Genomic DNA, 13,652 nt, shown 5'->3' on the forward strand with positions numbered 1-13,652 from the left:
TGGGGAATGCACGCCCCGTAGGATCCGTTGGGTGGGGTGAGAGCCCTGAGACAGGCACCCGCCAGCAGTACGCAGTCTCCAGAGACGAGGAATCAAGCCGTGACCGACGTCCGTAACGTGATCATCATCGGCTCCGGGCCCGCCGGCTACACGGCGGCGCTCTACACCGCGCGCGCGTCGCTGAAGCCCTTGGTGTTCGAGGGTGCCGTCACCGCGGGTGGTGCGCTGATGAACACCACCGATGTGGAGAACTTCCCGGGCTTCCAGGACGGCATCATGGGTCCGGAGCTCATGGACAACATGCGAGCCCAGGCCGAGCGCTTCGGCGCCGAGCTCGTGCCCGACGACGTGGTCTCCGTCGACCTCACGGGCGAGATCAAGACCGTCACGGACACGGCCGGCACGGTCCACCGCGCCAAGGCGGTCATCGTGACCACCGGCTCCCAGCACCGCAAGCTCGGCCTGCCGAACGAGGACGCGCTGTCCGGCCGTGGTGTCTCCTGGTGCGCGACGTGCGACGGGTTCTTCTTCAAGGACCAGGACATCGCCGTCATCGGTGGCGGTGACACGGCGATGGAGGAGGCCACCTTCCTCTCCCGCTTCGCCAAGTCGGTGACGATCGTCCACCGCCGCGACAGCCTCCGCGCCTCCAAGGCGATGCAGGAGCGCGCCTTCGCCGACCCGAAGATCAAGTTCATCTGGGACAGCGAGGTCGCCGAGGTCAAGGGCGAGCAGAAGCTCTCCGGCCTGACGCTGCGCAACCTGAAGACGGGCGAGACGTCCGAGCTGCCGGTGACCGGCCTGTTCATCGCGATCGGCCACGACCCGCGCACCGAGCTCTTCAAGAGCCAGCTGGAGCTGGACGGCGAGGGCTATCTGAAGGTCGAAGCGCCGTCGACCCGGACGAACCTCACGGGTGTCTTCGCCGCCGGTGACGTCGTCGACCACACGTACCGCCAGGCGATCACGGCGGCGGGCACCGGCTGTGCCGCCGCTCTGGACGCCGAGCGCTTCCTCGCCGCCCTCGCGGACAGCGAGACCGCTGCCGCCGCTGCCGTCTGAACCCTTCGCCCCACCCGCACCATCAAGTGAGGAGCCCGTCGTGGCCAACCTGAAGAACGTGACCGACGCTTCCTTCGACGAGGACGTCCTCAAGAGCGACAAGCCCGTACTGGTGGACTTCTGGGCCGCCTGGTGCGGTCCGTGCCGTCAGATCGCCCCGTCGCTCGAGGCGATCGCGGCGGAGTACGGCGACAAGATCGAGATCGTCAAGCTCAACATCGACGAGAACCCGGGCACGGCTGCCAAGTACGGCGTCATGTCGATCCCGACGCTGAACGTGTACCAGAACGGTGAGGTCGCCAAGACCATCGTCGGCGCCAAGCCGAAGGCCGCCCTCGAGCGGGACCTGGCGGACTTCATCGCCGAGTAAGACGCCGCGAGCCGCATGGCGGCGAGCGATGTTTCACGTGAAACACGAATGGGCCAACCCCGTGGGGTTGGCCCATTCGCTCGTTCTGGCGGGCCCGCAGCCCTGACTGCTGGCTAGAGCGGCCGGAGTGCCGGCTCCTTCTGCACCGCTCCCAGAAGCCGGTCGAGCGCCAGCTCCACGTCTTCCTTCCAGGACAGCGTCGTGCGCAGCTCGAGCCGGAGCCTCGGATAGGCGGGGTGAGGGCGGACCGTCTTGAAGCCCACCGCGAGCAGATGGTCCGCTGGCAGCACACAGGCGGGCTTCTCCCAGCGTGCGTCACCGAACGCCTCGATGGCCTTGAACCCCCGCCGCAACAAATCCTTGGCGACCGTCTGAACGATGACGCGGCCAAGCCCCTGCCCTTGGTAGCCCGGCATGATCCACGCGGTCATCAGCTGAACGGCGTCAGGGGAAACCGGGCTCGTGGGGAAGGCCGTGGAACGCGGTACATAGGCGGGAGGCGCGTAGAGCACAAAGCCCACCGGCACGTCATCGACGTAGACGACGCGACCGCATGATCCCCACTCCAGCAGGACGGCGGAGATCCACGCCTCCTTCTCCAGCTCCGGGGTACCGGCCTTCAGCGCGGCCTGGCCGCTGACCGGGTCCAGCTCCCAAAAGACACATGCGCGGCAACGCCGGGGAAGGTCCGGAAGGTTGTCCAGCGTGAGCGGTACGAGCCGTCGCCCCATGAAGGCGGTTCCTCACTTCCTTCGCCCGCTCCATCACGAGCAGCTGTCAGTGCGCTCCGTTCCCTGAGCAGGCTGCCGACGAACCCACCGACCGCGCCCAGCCCAAGCCCCATGGTCACCAGTCCGGTGCGGCCCACCGATCGCATGGCCCCCGCCTCCCCTAAGAGGTGCCGTCAGGTGAATGCGCCATACCCAAACGCATCGTATCCACGAAGCGATGCCATCGATACTGGAGGAAAGCAAAGAGCGGGCCGCGTTCCGGCGTACTCCGGACGCGGCCCGCTCTCATGGATTTCAGGCGCTCAGTGCCTCACATGGGTCGTGGGCACCGTCGAGAGGCTCAGTCCTGCTCTTCCTCCGAGGCGTCCTCGGCCGCTGCCTCCGCGAGCCCTCGCCTGAAGACCGGGCCTTCTTCCGGCGCGAGGGTGGCGAGGATGCGCTCCAGGTCCTCCGGCGAGGCGAAGTCGACGACGATCTTGCCCTTCTTCTGGCCCAGGTCGACGCGCACGCGCGTCTCGAAGCGGTCGGAGAGCCGGGAGGCGAGCTGGCTGAGGGCCGGGGACACCCGGGCCCCGGCGCGCGGCCCCTTGGGCTTCGGCGTGTTCTGCGGCCGCGACCCCATCAGGGTCACGATCTCCTCCACCGACCGCACCGAGAGTCCTTCGGCCACGATCCGGTACGCGAGCCGGTCCTGCTCCTCCGGGTCCTCGACGGACAGCAGGGCCCGGGCGTGCCCGGCGGACAGCACACCGGCGGCGACCCGGCTCTGCACCTTCGCCGACAGCTTCAGCAGCCGCAGCGTGTTGGAGACCTGCGGACGGGACCGGCCGATCCGGTCCGCCAGCTGGTCATGCGTGCATTTGAAGTCCTTCAGGAGCTGGTCGTAGGCCGCGGCCTCTTCCAGCGGGTTCAGCTGGGCACGGTGCAGGTTCTCCAGGAGCGCGTCCAGGAGGAGCTTGTCGTCGTCCGTGGCCCGGACGATCGCCGGGATGCGCTCCAGGCCCGCCTCGCGGCAAGCACGCCAGCGCCGCTCGCCCATGATGAGCTCATAGCGCGCGGGACCCAGCTGCCGGACGACCACCGGCTGGAGAAGCCCGACTTCCTTGATGGAGGTCACCAGCTCCGCGAGGGCGTCCTCATCGAACACCTCACGCGGCTGCCGAGGGTTGGGCGTGATGGAGTCGAGGGGCAGCTCGGCGAAGTGCGCTCCGGCCGGGCTCCGCAGCTCCTCCGTGACGCCGTTGTCGGGCTCGTCCGGTTCCCTCGCCACCAGCTCCTGCACGACGGAGCTCTGCGGCAGTGAGGCCACCTTGGCCGCCGCCACGCCACGCTCTCCGGTCAGCACGGGCACCGCGGTGGGGGAGGTGGAGGCTCCACCCGTGCTCTGGGCGGCCGACTTCTCTGTGGGAGCCGCAGGGATCAGAGCGCCGAGGCCTCGGCCCAGCCCTCTCCGTCGCTCGCTCACTGGATCCCCTCCGTCATGCTTTGCTGGTCGTTCTGGATGCCCGTGTGGGCGTGCTGCACGTCGTAGCGCACGCCGACTCCGCGCAGCGCGATCTCCCGCGCCGCCTCGAAATACGACAGGGCACCGCTTGAGCCTGGATCGTAAGTCAGCACGGTCTGGCCGTAGCTGGGGGCCTCCGAGATGCGCACCGAGCGCGGGATGCTCGTCCGCAGCACCTCGTCGCCGAAGTGGTTGCGCACCTCGTCCGCCACCTGGGAGGCCAGCCGGGTACGGCCGTCGTACATGGTCAGCAGGATGGTCGACACATGCAGCTGCGGATTGAGGTGACCCCGCACCAGGTCGACATTGCGCAGGAGCTGACCGAGGCCTTCCAGCGCGTAGTACTCGCACTGGATGGGGATCAGCACTTCCGCGCCGGCCACCAGGGCGTTCACCGTCAACAGGCCCAGTGACGGCGGGCAGTCGATGAGGATGTAGTCCAACGGCTGCTCATAGGCCTGGATCGCCCGCTGCAGCCGGCTTTCCCTGGCCACCAGGGACACCAGCTCGATCTCCGCACCGGCGAGATCGATCGTGGCGGGGGCGCAGAAGAGACCCTCGACGTCAGGAACCGGCTGGACGACTTCAGCGAGAGGCTTGCTCTCCACCAACACGTCGTAGATGGACGGCACTTCGGCGTGGTGATCGATGCCGAGGGCCGTGGAGGCGTTCCCCTGCGGGTCCAGGTCGATCACCAGAACACGCGCACCATGCAGAGCCAGCGAGGCGGCAAGGTTGACGGTTGTCGTCGTCTTGCCTACTCCGCCCTTCTGGTTGGCGACCACCATGACTCGGGTCTGGTCGGGGCGTGGCAGGCCCTCACCCGCGCGTCCCAGGGCCTCCACCGCCAGTTGGGCGGCACGGCCGATGGGGGTGTCGTCCATCGGGCTCGGTGTTTCACGTGAAACATCCTCCCCCGCCGACTCGGTACGGGGGCCGGGGACCGGATCGGTCATCGGTCCCGCGATGTTGGCGTCGGACCGCAAGGATTCACTCTCCTCGACTTCAGGCTCGCAATGAACAGAGCCTCCCATGCTTTCGGGGTCGTGAACCAGCGAGGCCCTGTCTTCTGTGGATGAATCCGTCTCTGTGGACAACTCCGTTCCCGTATCGAGGGAACCAAGAGGCCGACGCTCGCGAGGTTCGGCAGCGCGGCCGCGACTGATGATGCCATGCAGCAGTGAGCGACGTTTCACGTGAAACACGATGCATGGCAACCGGGGTGCCGCTGGTGCGACACCCCGGTCTAGGTACGTTTGACAGCTTTTGTGGAGTACGGGTCGTCGTCAGGACGGATCAGCGACGGCGGCGGGAGCGTCCGATCCGCGCGGCCTTGGCACGCTTGGCAGCGAAGCGCACACCACCCGGGCTCTCCCCGACCTCGACCCGGACCACGGTGGACAGCGGATCCACCACGCCCTCGCCCACCTGCACGACGGAGATGGACTCGGCGCCCAGCTTGCTCAAGGCCGCGCCCGCGGCCTTGACCTCTTCCTCGGCCGTATCGCCCTTGAGCGCCAGCATCTGGCCATAGGGACGCAGCAGCGGAACGCCCCAGCCGGCGAGCCGGTCCAGCGGGGCGACGGCGCGCGCGGTCACGACGTGGACGGGCGGCAGCTTGCCGAGGACCTCCTCGGCACGGCCCCGCACGACCGTCACATGGTCGAGTCCCAGCATTTCGACGACCTCGGTGAGGAAGTTCGTGCGCCGCAGCAGGGGCTCAAGAAGCGTGATCTTGAGATCCTCACGGACGAGGGCGAGCGGGATGCCGGGCAGCCCGGCACCGGAGCCGACATCGCACACCGTCACGCCCTCGGGAACCACCTCGGACAGCACGGCGCAGTTCAGCAGGTGCCGTTCCCACAGCCGGGGAACCTCGCGCGGGCCGATCAGGCCGCGTCGCACTCCCGCCTCGGCGAGCAGCTCCGCGTACCGGACCGCGTCCGGGAACCGCTCACCGAAAACCGTCCGCGCCTGCTCCGGCGCCGGGGGGAGCTCCGCTGCCTCCGTCACGGGGACCGTCCTTCCGTACCGCACTGGTTCGCTGACTATCAGGCTGACAAAGACCGGCCCCGTCTGCGAACAGACGGGGCCGGGAACATGACGTACAGATCAGGCGGGGAGCACCACGACGAAGCGCTGCGGCTCCTCGCCCTCGGACTCGCTGCGCAGGCCCGCCGCCTTGACCGCGTCGTGCACGACCTTGCGCTCGAAGGGCGTCATCGGCTTGAGCTTCACCGGCTCGCCGGAGCTCTTGGCGTCGGCCGCGGCCTTGGCGCCCAGCTCGGACAGCTCCTCGCGCTTCTTGGCACGGTAGCCCGCGATGTCCAGCATCAGGCGGCTGCGGTCGCCGGTCTCGCGGTGGACCGCGAGGCGGGTCAGCTCCTGGAGGGCCTCAAGGACCTCACCGTCGCGGCCGACCAGCTTCTGCAGGTCACGGGTGCCTGCGTCGCTGATGATGGAGACCGCGGCACGGTCGGCCTCGACGTCCATGTCGATATCGCCGTCGAGGTCGGCGATGTCCAGCAGACCCTCGAGGTAGTCCGCCGCGATCTCACCCTCCTGCTCGAGGCGGGTGAGCGCGTCGCCGGCCTCGGCCGGGGCGGAGGTGGTGGTGCCGTCCGTCACGGGATGGACTCCTTTTACTTCTTGGACGGGTGCTTGGGCCGCTGCTGGCCCTTGCGCTGTCCGGACTTGGCTTTGCTGCGGGTGCCCTGGCCGGGCTGGCCGCCCTTGGTGGCGTCCTGCTTCTTGGCGGCCTCGGCGCCCTGGGGCTTGCTGTCCTCGGACTTCTCCAGCGAGGGCTTCTCCAGCGAGGCCTTCTCCGCGGCTCCGCCGTCGGTGCGTGCGGCACCACTGGTGGGAGCCGACTGGCGCTTGGCCTTGCTCTGGCGCTTGGGCTGCTGCCGCTTGGGCGCGCTCGCGGGCGTCCCGTCCTCGGTCGTGGTGGCCACGGACTCGCTGACGATCACGGAGCCATCGGCCTGCGCGGCGAGACCGGCCTTGTTGAGGCCGTTGATGAACTTGCGCTCGTACTCGTTGCGGTCGCGGCCCTTGGCGACGATGGCCTTGATGACGTTGGTCTCGCGGCGGTTGCGGGCCTTCTGGGCGTGCGTGACGTGCTTGTGCAGACGCTCCAGGAACGCGGCCTGGGCCTTGGAGCCCGGGGTCGGGTTCTGGCGGATCACGTACATCTGCTGGCCCATGGTCCACACGTTGGTGGTCAGCCAGTAGACGAGGACACCGACGGGGAAGTTGATGCCGAAGACGGCGAACATGATCGGGAAGACGTACATCAGCAGCTTCTGCTGCTGCATGAACGGGGTCTTCACCGTGGTGTCGACGTTCTTCGTCATCAGCTGGCGCTGCGTGAAGAACTGCGACGCGGACATCAGGATGATCATGATCGCCGTGACCACGCGGACGTCGGTCAGGGAGGAGCCGAGCCCCTCGACCTTCGACGAGCTGTCCGTGAACTTCGCGGCCAGGGGGGCGCCGAAGATGTGGGCCTTCTGCGCGCTCTCCAGGAGGCGGCCATTGATCACACCGATGGTGTCGTTCGACGCGATGCTGTTGAGCACGTGGTACAGCGCGAAGAAGAACGGAGACTGCGCCAGGATGGGAAGGCACGAGGAGAGCGGGTTGGTGCCCGTCTCCTTGTACAGCTTCATCATCTCTTCGGACTGACGCTGCTTGTCGCTCTTGTAGCGTTCCTGGATCTTCTTCATCTCGGGCTGCAGCGTCTGCATGGCCCGGGTCGCCTTGATCTGCTTCACGAAGAGCGGGATCAGGCAGATGCGGATCAGGATCACCAGGGACACGATCGACAGGCCCCAGGCCCAGCCCGTGTCAGGGCCGAAGATCGCACCGTACAGCCTGTGGAACTGGACGATGACCCAGGAGACGGGTGTCGTGATGAAGCTGAAGAAACCGGCAATCGTGTCCACTAATTAGGCTCCTTGAGCATGGGACGGGGTCTCGGCGGCCGGGCTCACGGGAGCCGGGGTGTCGTCCCCGGTCGGCACACCAGCGGCGGAGGGCCCGCCCTTGCGTTCGCGCCAGGAGGCGCGCAGCATCTCGTGCCACCGCGGGCGCTTGCGCGGTGGGACATGGTCGACACCACCGAGCGACCACGGATTGCACCGCAGGATGCGCCAGGCAGTGAGCGCTGTTCCCTTGACCGCACCGTGCCGGTCGATGGCGAGGTAGCCGTAGTGGGAGCACGACGGGTAGTACTTGCAGACTGGGCCGAGGAGTGGACTGATCGTCCACTGGTACAGCTTGATCAGCGCCAGCAGCGGGTACTTCATCGCGCGCCCCCTCCAAGGAGGCGCCGCAGGGCGGCGTCCAGGTCTTGGGCCAGCTGTGCGTAGGTGGCGTCGCCCGCGCCGGGCAACGCTCGTACGACTACCAGGCTACCGGGGGGCGCCAGGTCCAGTCGGTCGCGCATGAGGTGGCGAAGTCTGCGCTTGACCGCGTTGCGCACGACGGCTCCACCCACGGCCTTGCTCACGACGAAACCCGCACGCGTCGGGGGATCGCTGTCCCCCGGCACGTGCGGGTCCGTTGCGCTGCGTAGATGGACGACGAGAAGCGGGCGTCCGGCCCGTCGTCCTCGGCGTACCGCGGTCGCGAAGTCTTCGCGCCGCCTCAGCCGATGCTCGGTAGGCAGCACGACGTCATGACCTAATTGCGCTTAGGCGGACAGGCGGGCGCGACCCTTGCTGCGGCGGGACGCCAGGACGGCGCGGCCGGCACGGGTGCGCATCCGCAGCCGGAAGCCGTGGGTCTTCGCGCGACGACGGTTGTTCGGCTGGAAGGTGCGCTTGCTCACTCGGGGGCTCCAGAAATGATGTGTGTGGTGGCGGGACATCGCCTGGCTGTCACCGTGCGCCCACGAGAAGCTCGCGTATACGCACCGAGTGCACCGCTTCACAATCACAGATCGTGATCTTTGCCCATCGGAGGCAGGCGGCAGCAGCCATCGACAACTCGACCTGGTTACGGTACGCGGGGCTACGCCATCCGGTCAAACCAGCCGTCAGGGAGAGACACTGTGCACAGCCTGTGGACAACAACTTGAACCGCACCCGTCGCCCTGACTACCGTGGCTGAACTCCGATTCGTTCCCTTCCCCCTGCCCATCCCGATTTCCGTCCCGACCCGTCCCAAGAACCACACCTTCGTGGGACCTGTGAGAGAGCGTGCCCTGTGGCTGACGTACCTGCCGATCTTGCCGCAGTGTGGCCAAGGGTTCTGGAACAGCTGCTGGGCGACGGGCGGGGACAGGGCGTCGAGGCGAAGGACGAGCACTGGATCCGGCGCTGTCAGCCGCTGGCGCTTGTCGCCGACACGGCGCTGCTCGCGGTGCCGAACGAATTCGCGAAGGGCGTGCTCGAAGGCCGCCTCGCCCCGGTCGTCAGCGAGACGCTGAGCCGCGAGTGCGGCCGCCCGATCCGCATCGCCATCACGGTCGACGACACCATGGGCGAGCCCCAGACGCCACTCGCGCCGCCGCTCCAGCAGCAGCGCTACGAGGAGCAGCCGCCTCGCTACGAAGAGCAGCCTTCGCGGTACGAGGAGCAGCCCTCCCGCTACGAAGAGCCGGCGCAGCGCTACGAGGAGCCGGAGCTGCCCTCGACCTCCGGTCAGGGGCATGACACATATGACGGCTACGGCCGCCGCCCGGGGGACGAGCACTCCACGGGCCAGCGCCCCGACCCGCTGCCGACGGCCCGTCCCGCCTACCCGGACTACCAGCGCCCCGGCGCCTGGCCGCAGCAGCCGCAGGACGACTACGGCTGGCAGCAGCCGCGGTTGGGCTTCCCCGAGCGCGACCCGTACGCGAGCCCCGGGCAGCAGCCGCAGCACGACTACCGCTCCCAGGAGCGCCCGCCCTACGACTCCGAGCAGCGGGCTCCGTACGACGCCCAGGAGCGCTCGCCGTACGACCAGCAGCGCGGCGACCGGCAGGCACAGGAGCGGCGCGAGCTGCCGGATCCGCCCGGCAGCGGCGGCCTCGCGGGTCCCGGTGGCCACGGCGGCCGCGGAGGCCACGGAGGCGCCCACAGCGGCCCAGGAGCCCCCGGCGGTCACGCGAGCCCGGGTGGTGGCCACGGCGGCCGTGGCGGGGCCTCCCTGCCCTCCTCCAGCGGCGCCCCGGGCCCGCTGGCCGCGCAGCCCGCGCCCGCGACGGGTCCCGGCGAGCCCACCGCGCGTCTGAACCCCAAGTACCTCTTCGACACCTTCGTCATCGGGGCGTCGAACCGATTCGCGCACGCGGCCGCGGTCGCTGTCGCCGAGGCCCCCGCGAAGGCGTACAACCCCCTGTTCATCTACGGGGAGTCGGGGCTCGGCAAGACGCACCTGCTGCATGCGATCGGGCACTACGCGCGGAGCCTGTACCCCGGCACGCGCGTGCGGTACGTGAGCTCGGAGGAATTCACGAACGAGTTCATCAACTCGATCCGCGACGGCAAGGGCGACAGCTTCCGCAAGCGGTACCGCGAGATGGACATCCTTCTTGTCGACGACATCCAGTTCCTCGCGGACAAGGAGTCGACGCAGGAGGAGTTCTTCCACACCTTCAACACGCTCCACAACGCGAACAAGCAGATCGTGCTGTCCAGCGACCGGCCGCCCAAGCAGCTGGTGACACTGGAGGACCGGCTGCGCAACCGCTTCGAGTGGGGCCTGATCACCGACGTCCAGCCGCCCGAGCTGGAGACCCGCATCGCGATCCTGCGCAAGAAGGCGGTCCAGGAGCAGCTCAACGCCCCGCCCGAGGTCCTGGAGTTCATCGCGTCCCGCATCTCGCGGAACATCCGCGAGCTGGAAGGGGCGCTGATCCGCGTCACGGCGTTCGCGTCGCTCAATCGACAGCCTGTGGACCTCGGTCTCACCGAGATCGTCCTCAAGGACCTGATCCCCGGCGGCGAGGACGCGGCCCCGGAGATCACTGCTACGGCCATCATGGCGGCGACCGCCGACTACTTCGGCCTCACGGTGGACGACCTGTGTGGATCGTCGCGCAGCCGGGTCTTGGTGACGGCACGGCAGATCGCCATGTACCTGTGCCGGGAGCTGACCGACCTCTCCCTGCCGAAGATCGGCGCGCAGTTCGGCGGCCGCGACCACACGACGGTGATGCACGCCGACCGCAAGATCCGCGCGCTGATGGCCGAGCGCCGCTCGATCTACAACCAGGTGACCGAGCTCACCAACCGCATCAAGAACGGCTGACAGCCGAAGCGTTACGCCACGTCAGGGCGCTCTGGGAGTACGTCTCCTGGGGCGCCCTCCGCGTTTTCGGGGGTTCTCGGGGTTCTCGGGGGTTGCGGGGGTTGCGGGGCCTTCGGAGTTCTCGGGCCTCCACGCGCGCGTGCACGAGCGGGCACAGAGCCCGCGACAACCGCCACGACATCCCGAGCCGCCGCCACAACGGCTCGCGCCGCCCCTCACAGAGGCCTTCGACGGCCTCCGACGGCCCTCATCGGCCTCGAACCCCGCCCATCACCGCGACCTGTTCGTCATCTTCTGTTCGATTCACGATCACCCTGGGTGGGTTCTCCACAGATCAGGGGCCTTTTCGCCTTCCACACCCTGGGGACTGGGGAGTTGTCCAGATCGTGTCCACAAGGGACCCTGCTGAATGGTCATCAGACCAGGTCAAGCGGTTGTGGATTCGTGGACGAAGGTCATCCACAGGCTGTGGATGAAGATCTTCTCCACAGGGGGCCTTCTCGGTTGTCCACTGGCGGCCCACAGGCTGAGGGCGGTTGTGCACAGCTTCCCCACAGCGCTGTCCACTGTTCGGCAACGTGACGCGCGCCCTCACCGTGTCGAGTGAAAGGCGTCACACAAAGGTGCCGGGTTGGCCTGTGGGGAAGCTGGGTAAAGCTGGGGACAGGGCTGGGGAGAAGTGCCACCCTCCTGTGCATCGGGTGTGCAGAACTTTCGCGCGTCCACAGATTCCCCCGGTTTTCCACGGCCGTCACACACAGGCCCGGTGGACAAAAAACGGGCAGTGACCTGCGCTTTCGCGGTTATCCACGGTTTCCACAGGCCCTACTACTACTCCCGACTAGAGAGAGTCAGATTTCCGCTTTGAAGTGGGGGCTGTGCACAACTCGCCGCTCGGCTCGCCACGACCTCTCGGCACGACTTGACCACGACGGGCACCAGCTGTCAGTGCGGTGCGTCAGACTGGTCTCCAGTGCCAGCAACAGCAGGAGGGCGGCTAAGTGAAGATCCGGGTGGAACGCGACGTACTCGCGGAGGCGGTGGCGTGGGCGGCACGCAGCCTGCCGGCTCGGCCGCCTGCGCCCGTCCTCGCGGGGCTGCTGCTGAAGGCCGAGGAGGGCGCCCTCTCCCTGTCGAGCTTTGACTACGAGGTCTCGGCCCGCGTCTCCGTGGACGCCGAGATCGACGAAGAGGGCACGGTCCTCGTCTCCGGCCGTCTGCTGGCCGACATCTGCCGCGCCCTGCCCAACCGCCCGGTGGAGATTTCCACAGACGGTGTACGGGCGACGGTGGTCTGCGGCTCCTCGCGCTTCACTCTCCACACCCTGCCTGTGGAGGAGTATCCGGCCCTGCCGCAGATGCCCACCGCCACGGGCACCGTCCCCGGTGAGGTCTTCGCCTCAGCCGCCTCCCAGGTCGCCATCGCCGCGGGCCGCGACGACACGCTGCCCGTCCTGACCGGCGTGCGCATCGAGATCGAGGGCGACACGGTCACGCTGGCCTCCACCGACCGCTACCGCTTCGCGGTCCGCGAGTTCCTCTGGAAGCCGGAGAACCCGGAGGCCTCCGCGGTCGCCCTGGTGCCCGCCAAGACGCTCCTGGACACCGCCAAGGCCCTCACGAGCGGCGACACGGTCACGCTCGCCCTGTCCGGCTCCGGTGCGGGCGAGGGCCTCATCGGCTTCGAGGGCGCGGGCCGCCGCACGACGACCCGCCTCCTGGAGGGCGACCTCCCGAAGTACCGCACGCTGTTCCCGACGGAGTTCAACAGCGTCGCCGTCATCGAGACCGCCCCCTTCGTGGAGGCCGTCAAGCGCGTGGCGCTCGTCGCCGAGCGGAACACCCCGGTGCGGCTCAGCTTCGAGCAGGGCGTGCTCATCCTGGAGGCCGGTTCCAGCGACGATGCACAGGCTGTGGAAAGGGTCGACGCCCAGCTCGAGGGCGACGACATCTCGATCGCCTTCAACCCGACGTTCCTGCTCGACGGCCTGAGCGCGATCGACTCCCCGGTCGCCCAGCTGTCGTTCACGACGTCGACGAAGCCCGCGCTCCTGAGCGGCAAGGCCGCCCTCGACGCCGAGGCGGACGAGGCGTACAAGTACCTGATCATGCCCGTACGTCTGAGCGGCTGAGCCCACAGGTGTGTGGTCGCGTCCGGGCGTAGGCTCGGGCGCGGGTACGAACGTGCCGCGGGTACGTGAGCCGCTCAGCGCCGAGCGGCCGCGACATGCCCTCACGCCACATCGCTAGTTAGGAACGCACTGATGGAGCTCGGTCTCGTCGGTCTCGGCAAGATGGGTGGCAATATGCGCGAGCGCATTCGCCGCGCAGGCCACACCGTCATCGGATACGACCGCAACCCGGACCTCGCGGATGTCCACAGCCTCGAAGAGCTGGTGGGCCGTCTTGAGGGCCCGCGCGTGGTGTGGGTGATGGTCCCGGCCGGGCCCGCGACGCAGTCCACGATCGACGAGCTCGCCGAGCTCCTGTCGCCCGGTGACATCGTGGTGGACGGCGGGAACTCGCGCTGGACGGACGACGAGAAGCACGCCGAGGAGCTCGCGGCCAAGGGCATCGGCTTCGTCGACTGCGGTGTCTCCGGCGGTGTGTGGGGTCTGGAGAACGGCTACGCGCTGATGTACGGCGGTGACAAGGAGAACGTCGCCAGGGTGCAGCCGATCTTCGACGCGCTCAAGCCGGAGGGTGACTTCGGCTCCGTGCACGCGGGCAAGGTCGGCGCGGG

14 protein-coding genes are annotated in these 13,652 nt (G+C 68.3%); 5 read left to right on the forward strand and 9 right to left on the reverse strand.

Going from position 1 to position 13,652, the window contains the following annotated elements:
• Positions 1–99 precede the first annotated feature (99 nt).
• Both trxB and trxA read left to right on the forward strand, forming a co-directional pair.
• A complete protein-coding gene (gene trxB, locus AC07A4_RS27145) occupies positions 100–1,062 on the forward strand; it encodes a thioredoxin-disulfide reductase (RefSeq protein WP_478603125.1) in 963 nt (320 codons plus the stop codon).
• 40 nt (positions 1,063–1,102) lie between these two features.
• Positions 1,103–1,432, forward strand: a complete 330-nt coding sequence (trxA, locus tag AC07A4_RS27150; RefSeq protein ID WP_478603127.1) for a thioredoxin — start codon at positions 1,103–1,105, stop codon at positions 1,430–1,432.
• A 113-nt stretch (positions 1,433–1,545) separates the two neighbouring features.
• Here the strand turns inward: trxA and AC07A4_RS27155 are convergent, their stop codons facing one another.
• From AC07A4_RS27155 to rpmH, 9 genes are all read right to left on the reverse strand, one after another.
• A complete protein-coding gene (locus AC07A4_RS27155; protein WP_478603128.1) occupies positions 1,546–2,163 on the reverse strand; it encodes a GNAT family N-acetyltransferase in 618 nt (205 codons plus the stop codon).
• Positions 2,164–2,503: 340 nt separating this feature from the next.
• Positions 2,504–3,628 carry a ParB/RepB/Spo0J family partition protein gene (locus tag AC07A4_RS27160; protein WP_478603130.1) on the reverse strand — a complete coding sequence of 375 codons (1,125 nt, stop codon included), beginning with the start codon at positions 3,626–3,628 and terminating at the stop codon, positions 2,504–2,506.
• Positions 3,625–4,701: a ParA family protein gene (locus tag AC07A4_RS27165; protein ID WP_478603178.1), complete on the reverse strand. Its 1,077-nt coding sequence runs from the start codon at positions 4,699–4,701 to the stop codon at positions 3,625–3,627. Before AC07A4_RS27165 ends, AC07A4_RS27160 begins: the two co-directional genes overlap by 4 nt.
• Positions 4,702–4,963: 262 nt before the next feature.
• A complete protein-coding gene (gene rsmG, locus AC07A4_RS27170; protein ID WP_478603132.1) occupies positions 4,964–5,680 on the reverse strand; it encodes a 16S rRNA (guanine(527)-N(7))-methyltransferase RsmG in 717 nt (238 codons plus the stop codon).
• 99 nt (positions 5,681–5,779) lie between these two features.
• Positions 5,780–6,295 carry a Jag family protein gene (locus AC07A4_RS27175; RefSeq protein ID WP_478603134.1) on the reverse strand — a complete coding sequence of 172 codons (516 nt, stop codon included), beginning with the start codon at positions 6,293–6,295 and terminating at the stop codon, positions 5,780–5,782.
• 14 nt (positions 6,296–6,309) lie between these two features.
• On the reverse strand, positions 6,310–7,614 hold the full coding sequence (gene yidC / locus AC07A4_RS27180) for a membrane protein insertase YidC (protein ID WP_478603136.1): 1,305 nt from the start codon (positions 7,612–7,614) through the stop codon (positions 6,310–6,312).
• A 3-nt stretch (positions 7,615–7,617) separates the two neighbouring features.
• Complete coding sequence (gene yidD / locus AC07A4_RS27185) at positions 7,618–7,977, reverse strand: membrane protein insertion efficiency factor YidD (protein WP_478603138.1); 360 nt, start codon at positions 7,975–7,977, stop codon at positions 7,618–7,620.
• Positions 7,974–8,342 (reverse strand): ribonuclease P protein component, encoded by a 369-nt coding sequence (gene rnpA / locus AC07A4_RS27190; RefSeq protein ID WP_478603140.1) that lies wholly within the window; start codon positions 8,340–8,342, stop codon positions 7,974–7,976. Before rnpA ends, yidD begins: the two co-directional genes overlap by 4 nt.
• Positions 8,343–8,363: 21 nt before the next feature.
• Entirely contained in the window at positions 8,364–8,501 is a 138-nt protein-coding gene (rpmH, locus tag AC07A4_RS27195) for a 50S ribosomal protein L34 (protein WP_016644655.1), read from the reverse strand.
• A gap of 377 nt (positions 8,502–8,878) precedes the next feature.
• On the opposite strand from rpmH, the gene dnaA reads away from it, so the two are divergent.
• From dnaA to AC07A4_RS27210, 3 genes are all read left to right on the forward strand, one after another.
• Positions 8,879–10,909, forward strand: a complete 2,031-nt coding sequence (dnaA, locus tag AC07A4_RS27200) for a chromosomal replication initiator protein DnaA (protein WP_478603142.1) — start codon at positions 8,879–8,881, stop codon at positions 10,907–10,909.
• Between the two features lie 1,001 nt (positions 10,910–11,910).
• Positions 11,911–13,041 carry a DNA polymerase III subunit beta gene (gene dnaN / locus AC07A4_RS27205; protein ID WP_478603144.1) on the forward strand — a complete coding sequence of 377 codons (1,131 nt, stop codon included), beginning with the start codon at positions 11,911–11,913 and terminating at the stop codon, positions 13,039–13,041.
• A 132-nt stretch (positions 13,042–13,173) separates the two neighbouring features.
• On the forward strand, positions 13,174–13,652 hold a 479-nt coding region (locus tag AC07A4_RS27210), incomplete at its 3' end, for an NAD(P)-binding domain-containing protein (RefSeq protein WP_478603145.1).

It is taken from the genome of Streptomyces sp. NPDC043996, from assembly GCF_056435225.1.

Excerpts from the sequence above, each read along its gene's own strand:
- AC07A4_RS27165 (WP_478603178.1), bottom strand. The coding sequence starts at position 4,701 with ATGGGAGGCTCTGTTCATTGCGAGCCTGAAGTCGAGGAGAGTGAATCC.
- AC07A4_RS27155 (WP_478603128.1), bottom strand. The coding sequence starts at position 2,163 with ATGGGGCGACGGCTCGTACCGCTCACGCTGGACAACCTTCCGGACCTT.
- yidD (WP_478603138.1), bottom strand. The coding sequence starts at position 7,977 with ATGAAGTACCCGCTGCTGGCGCTGATCAAGCTGTACCAGTGGACGATC.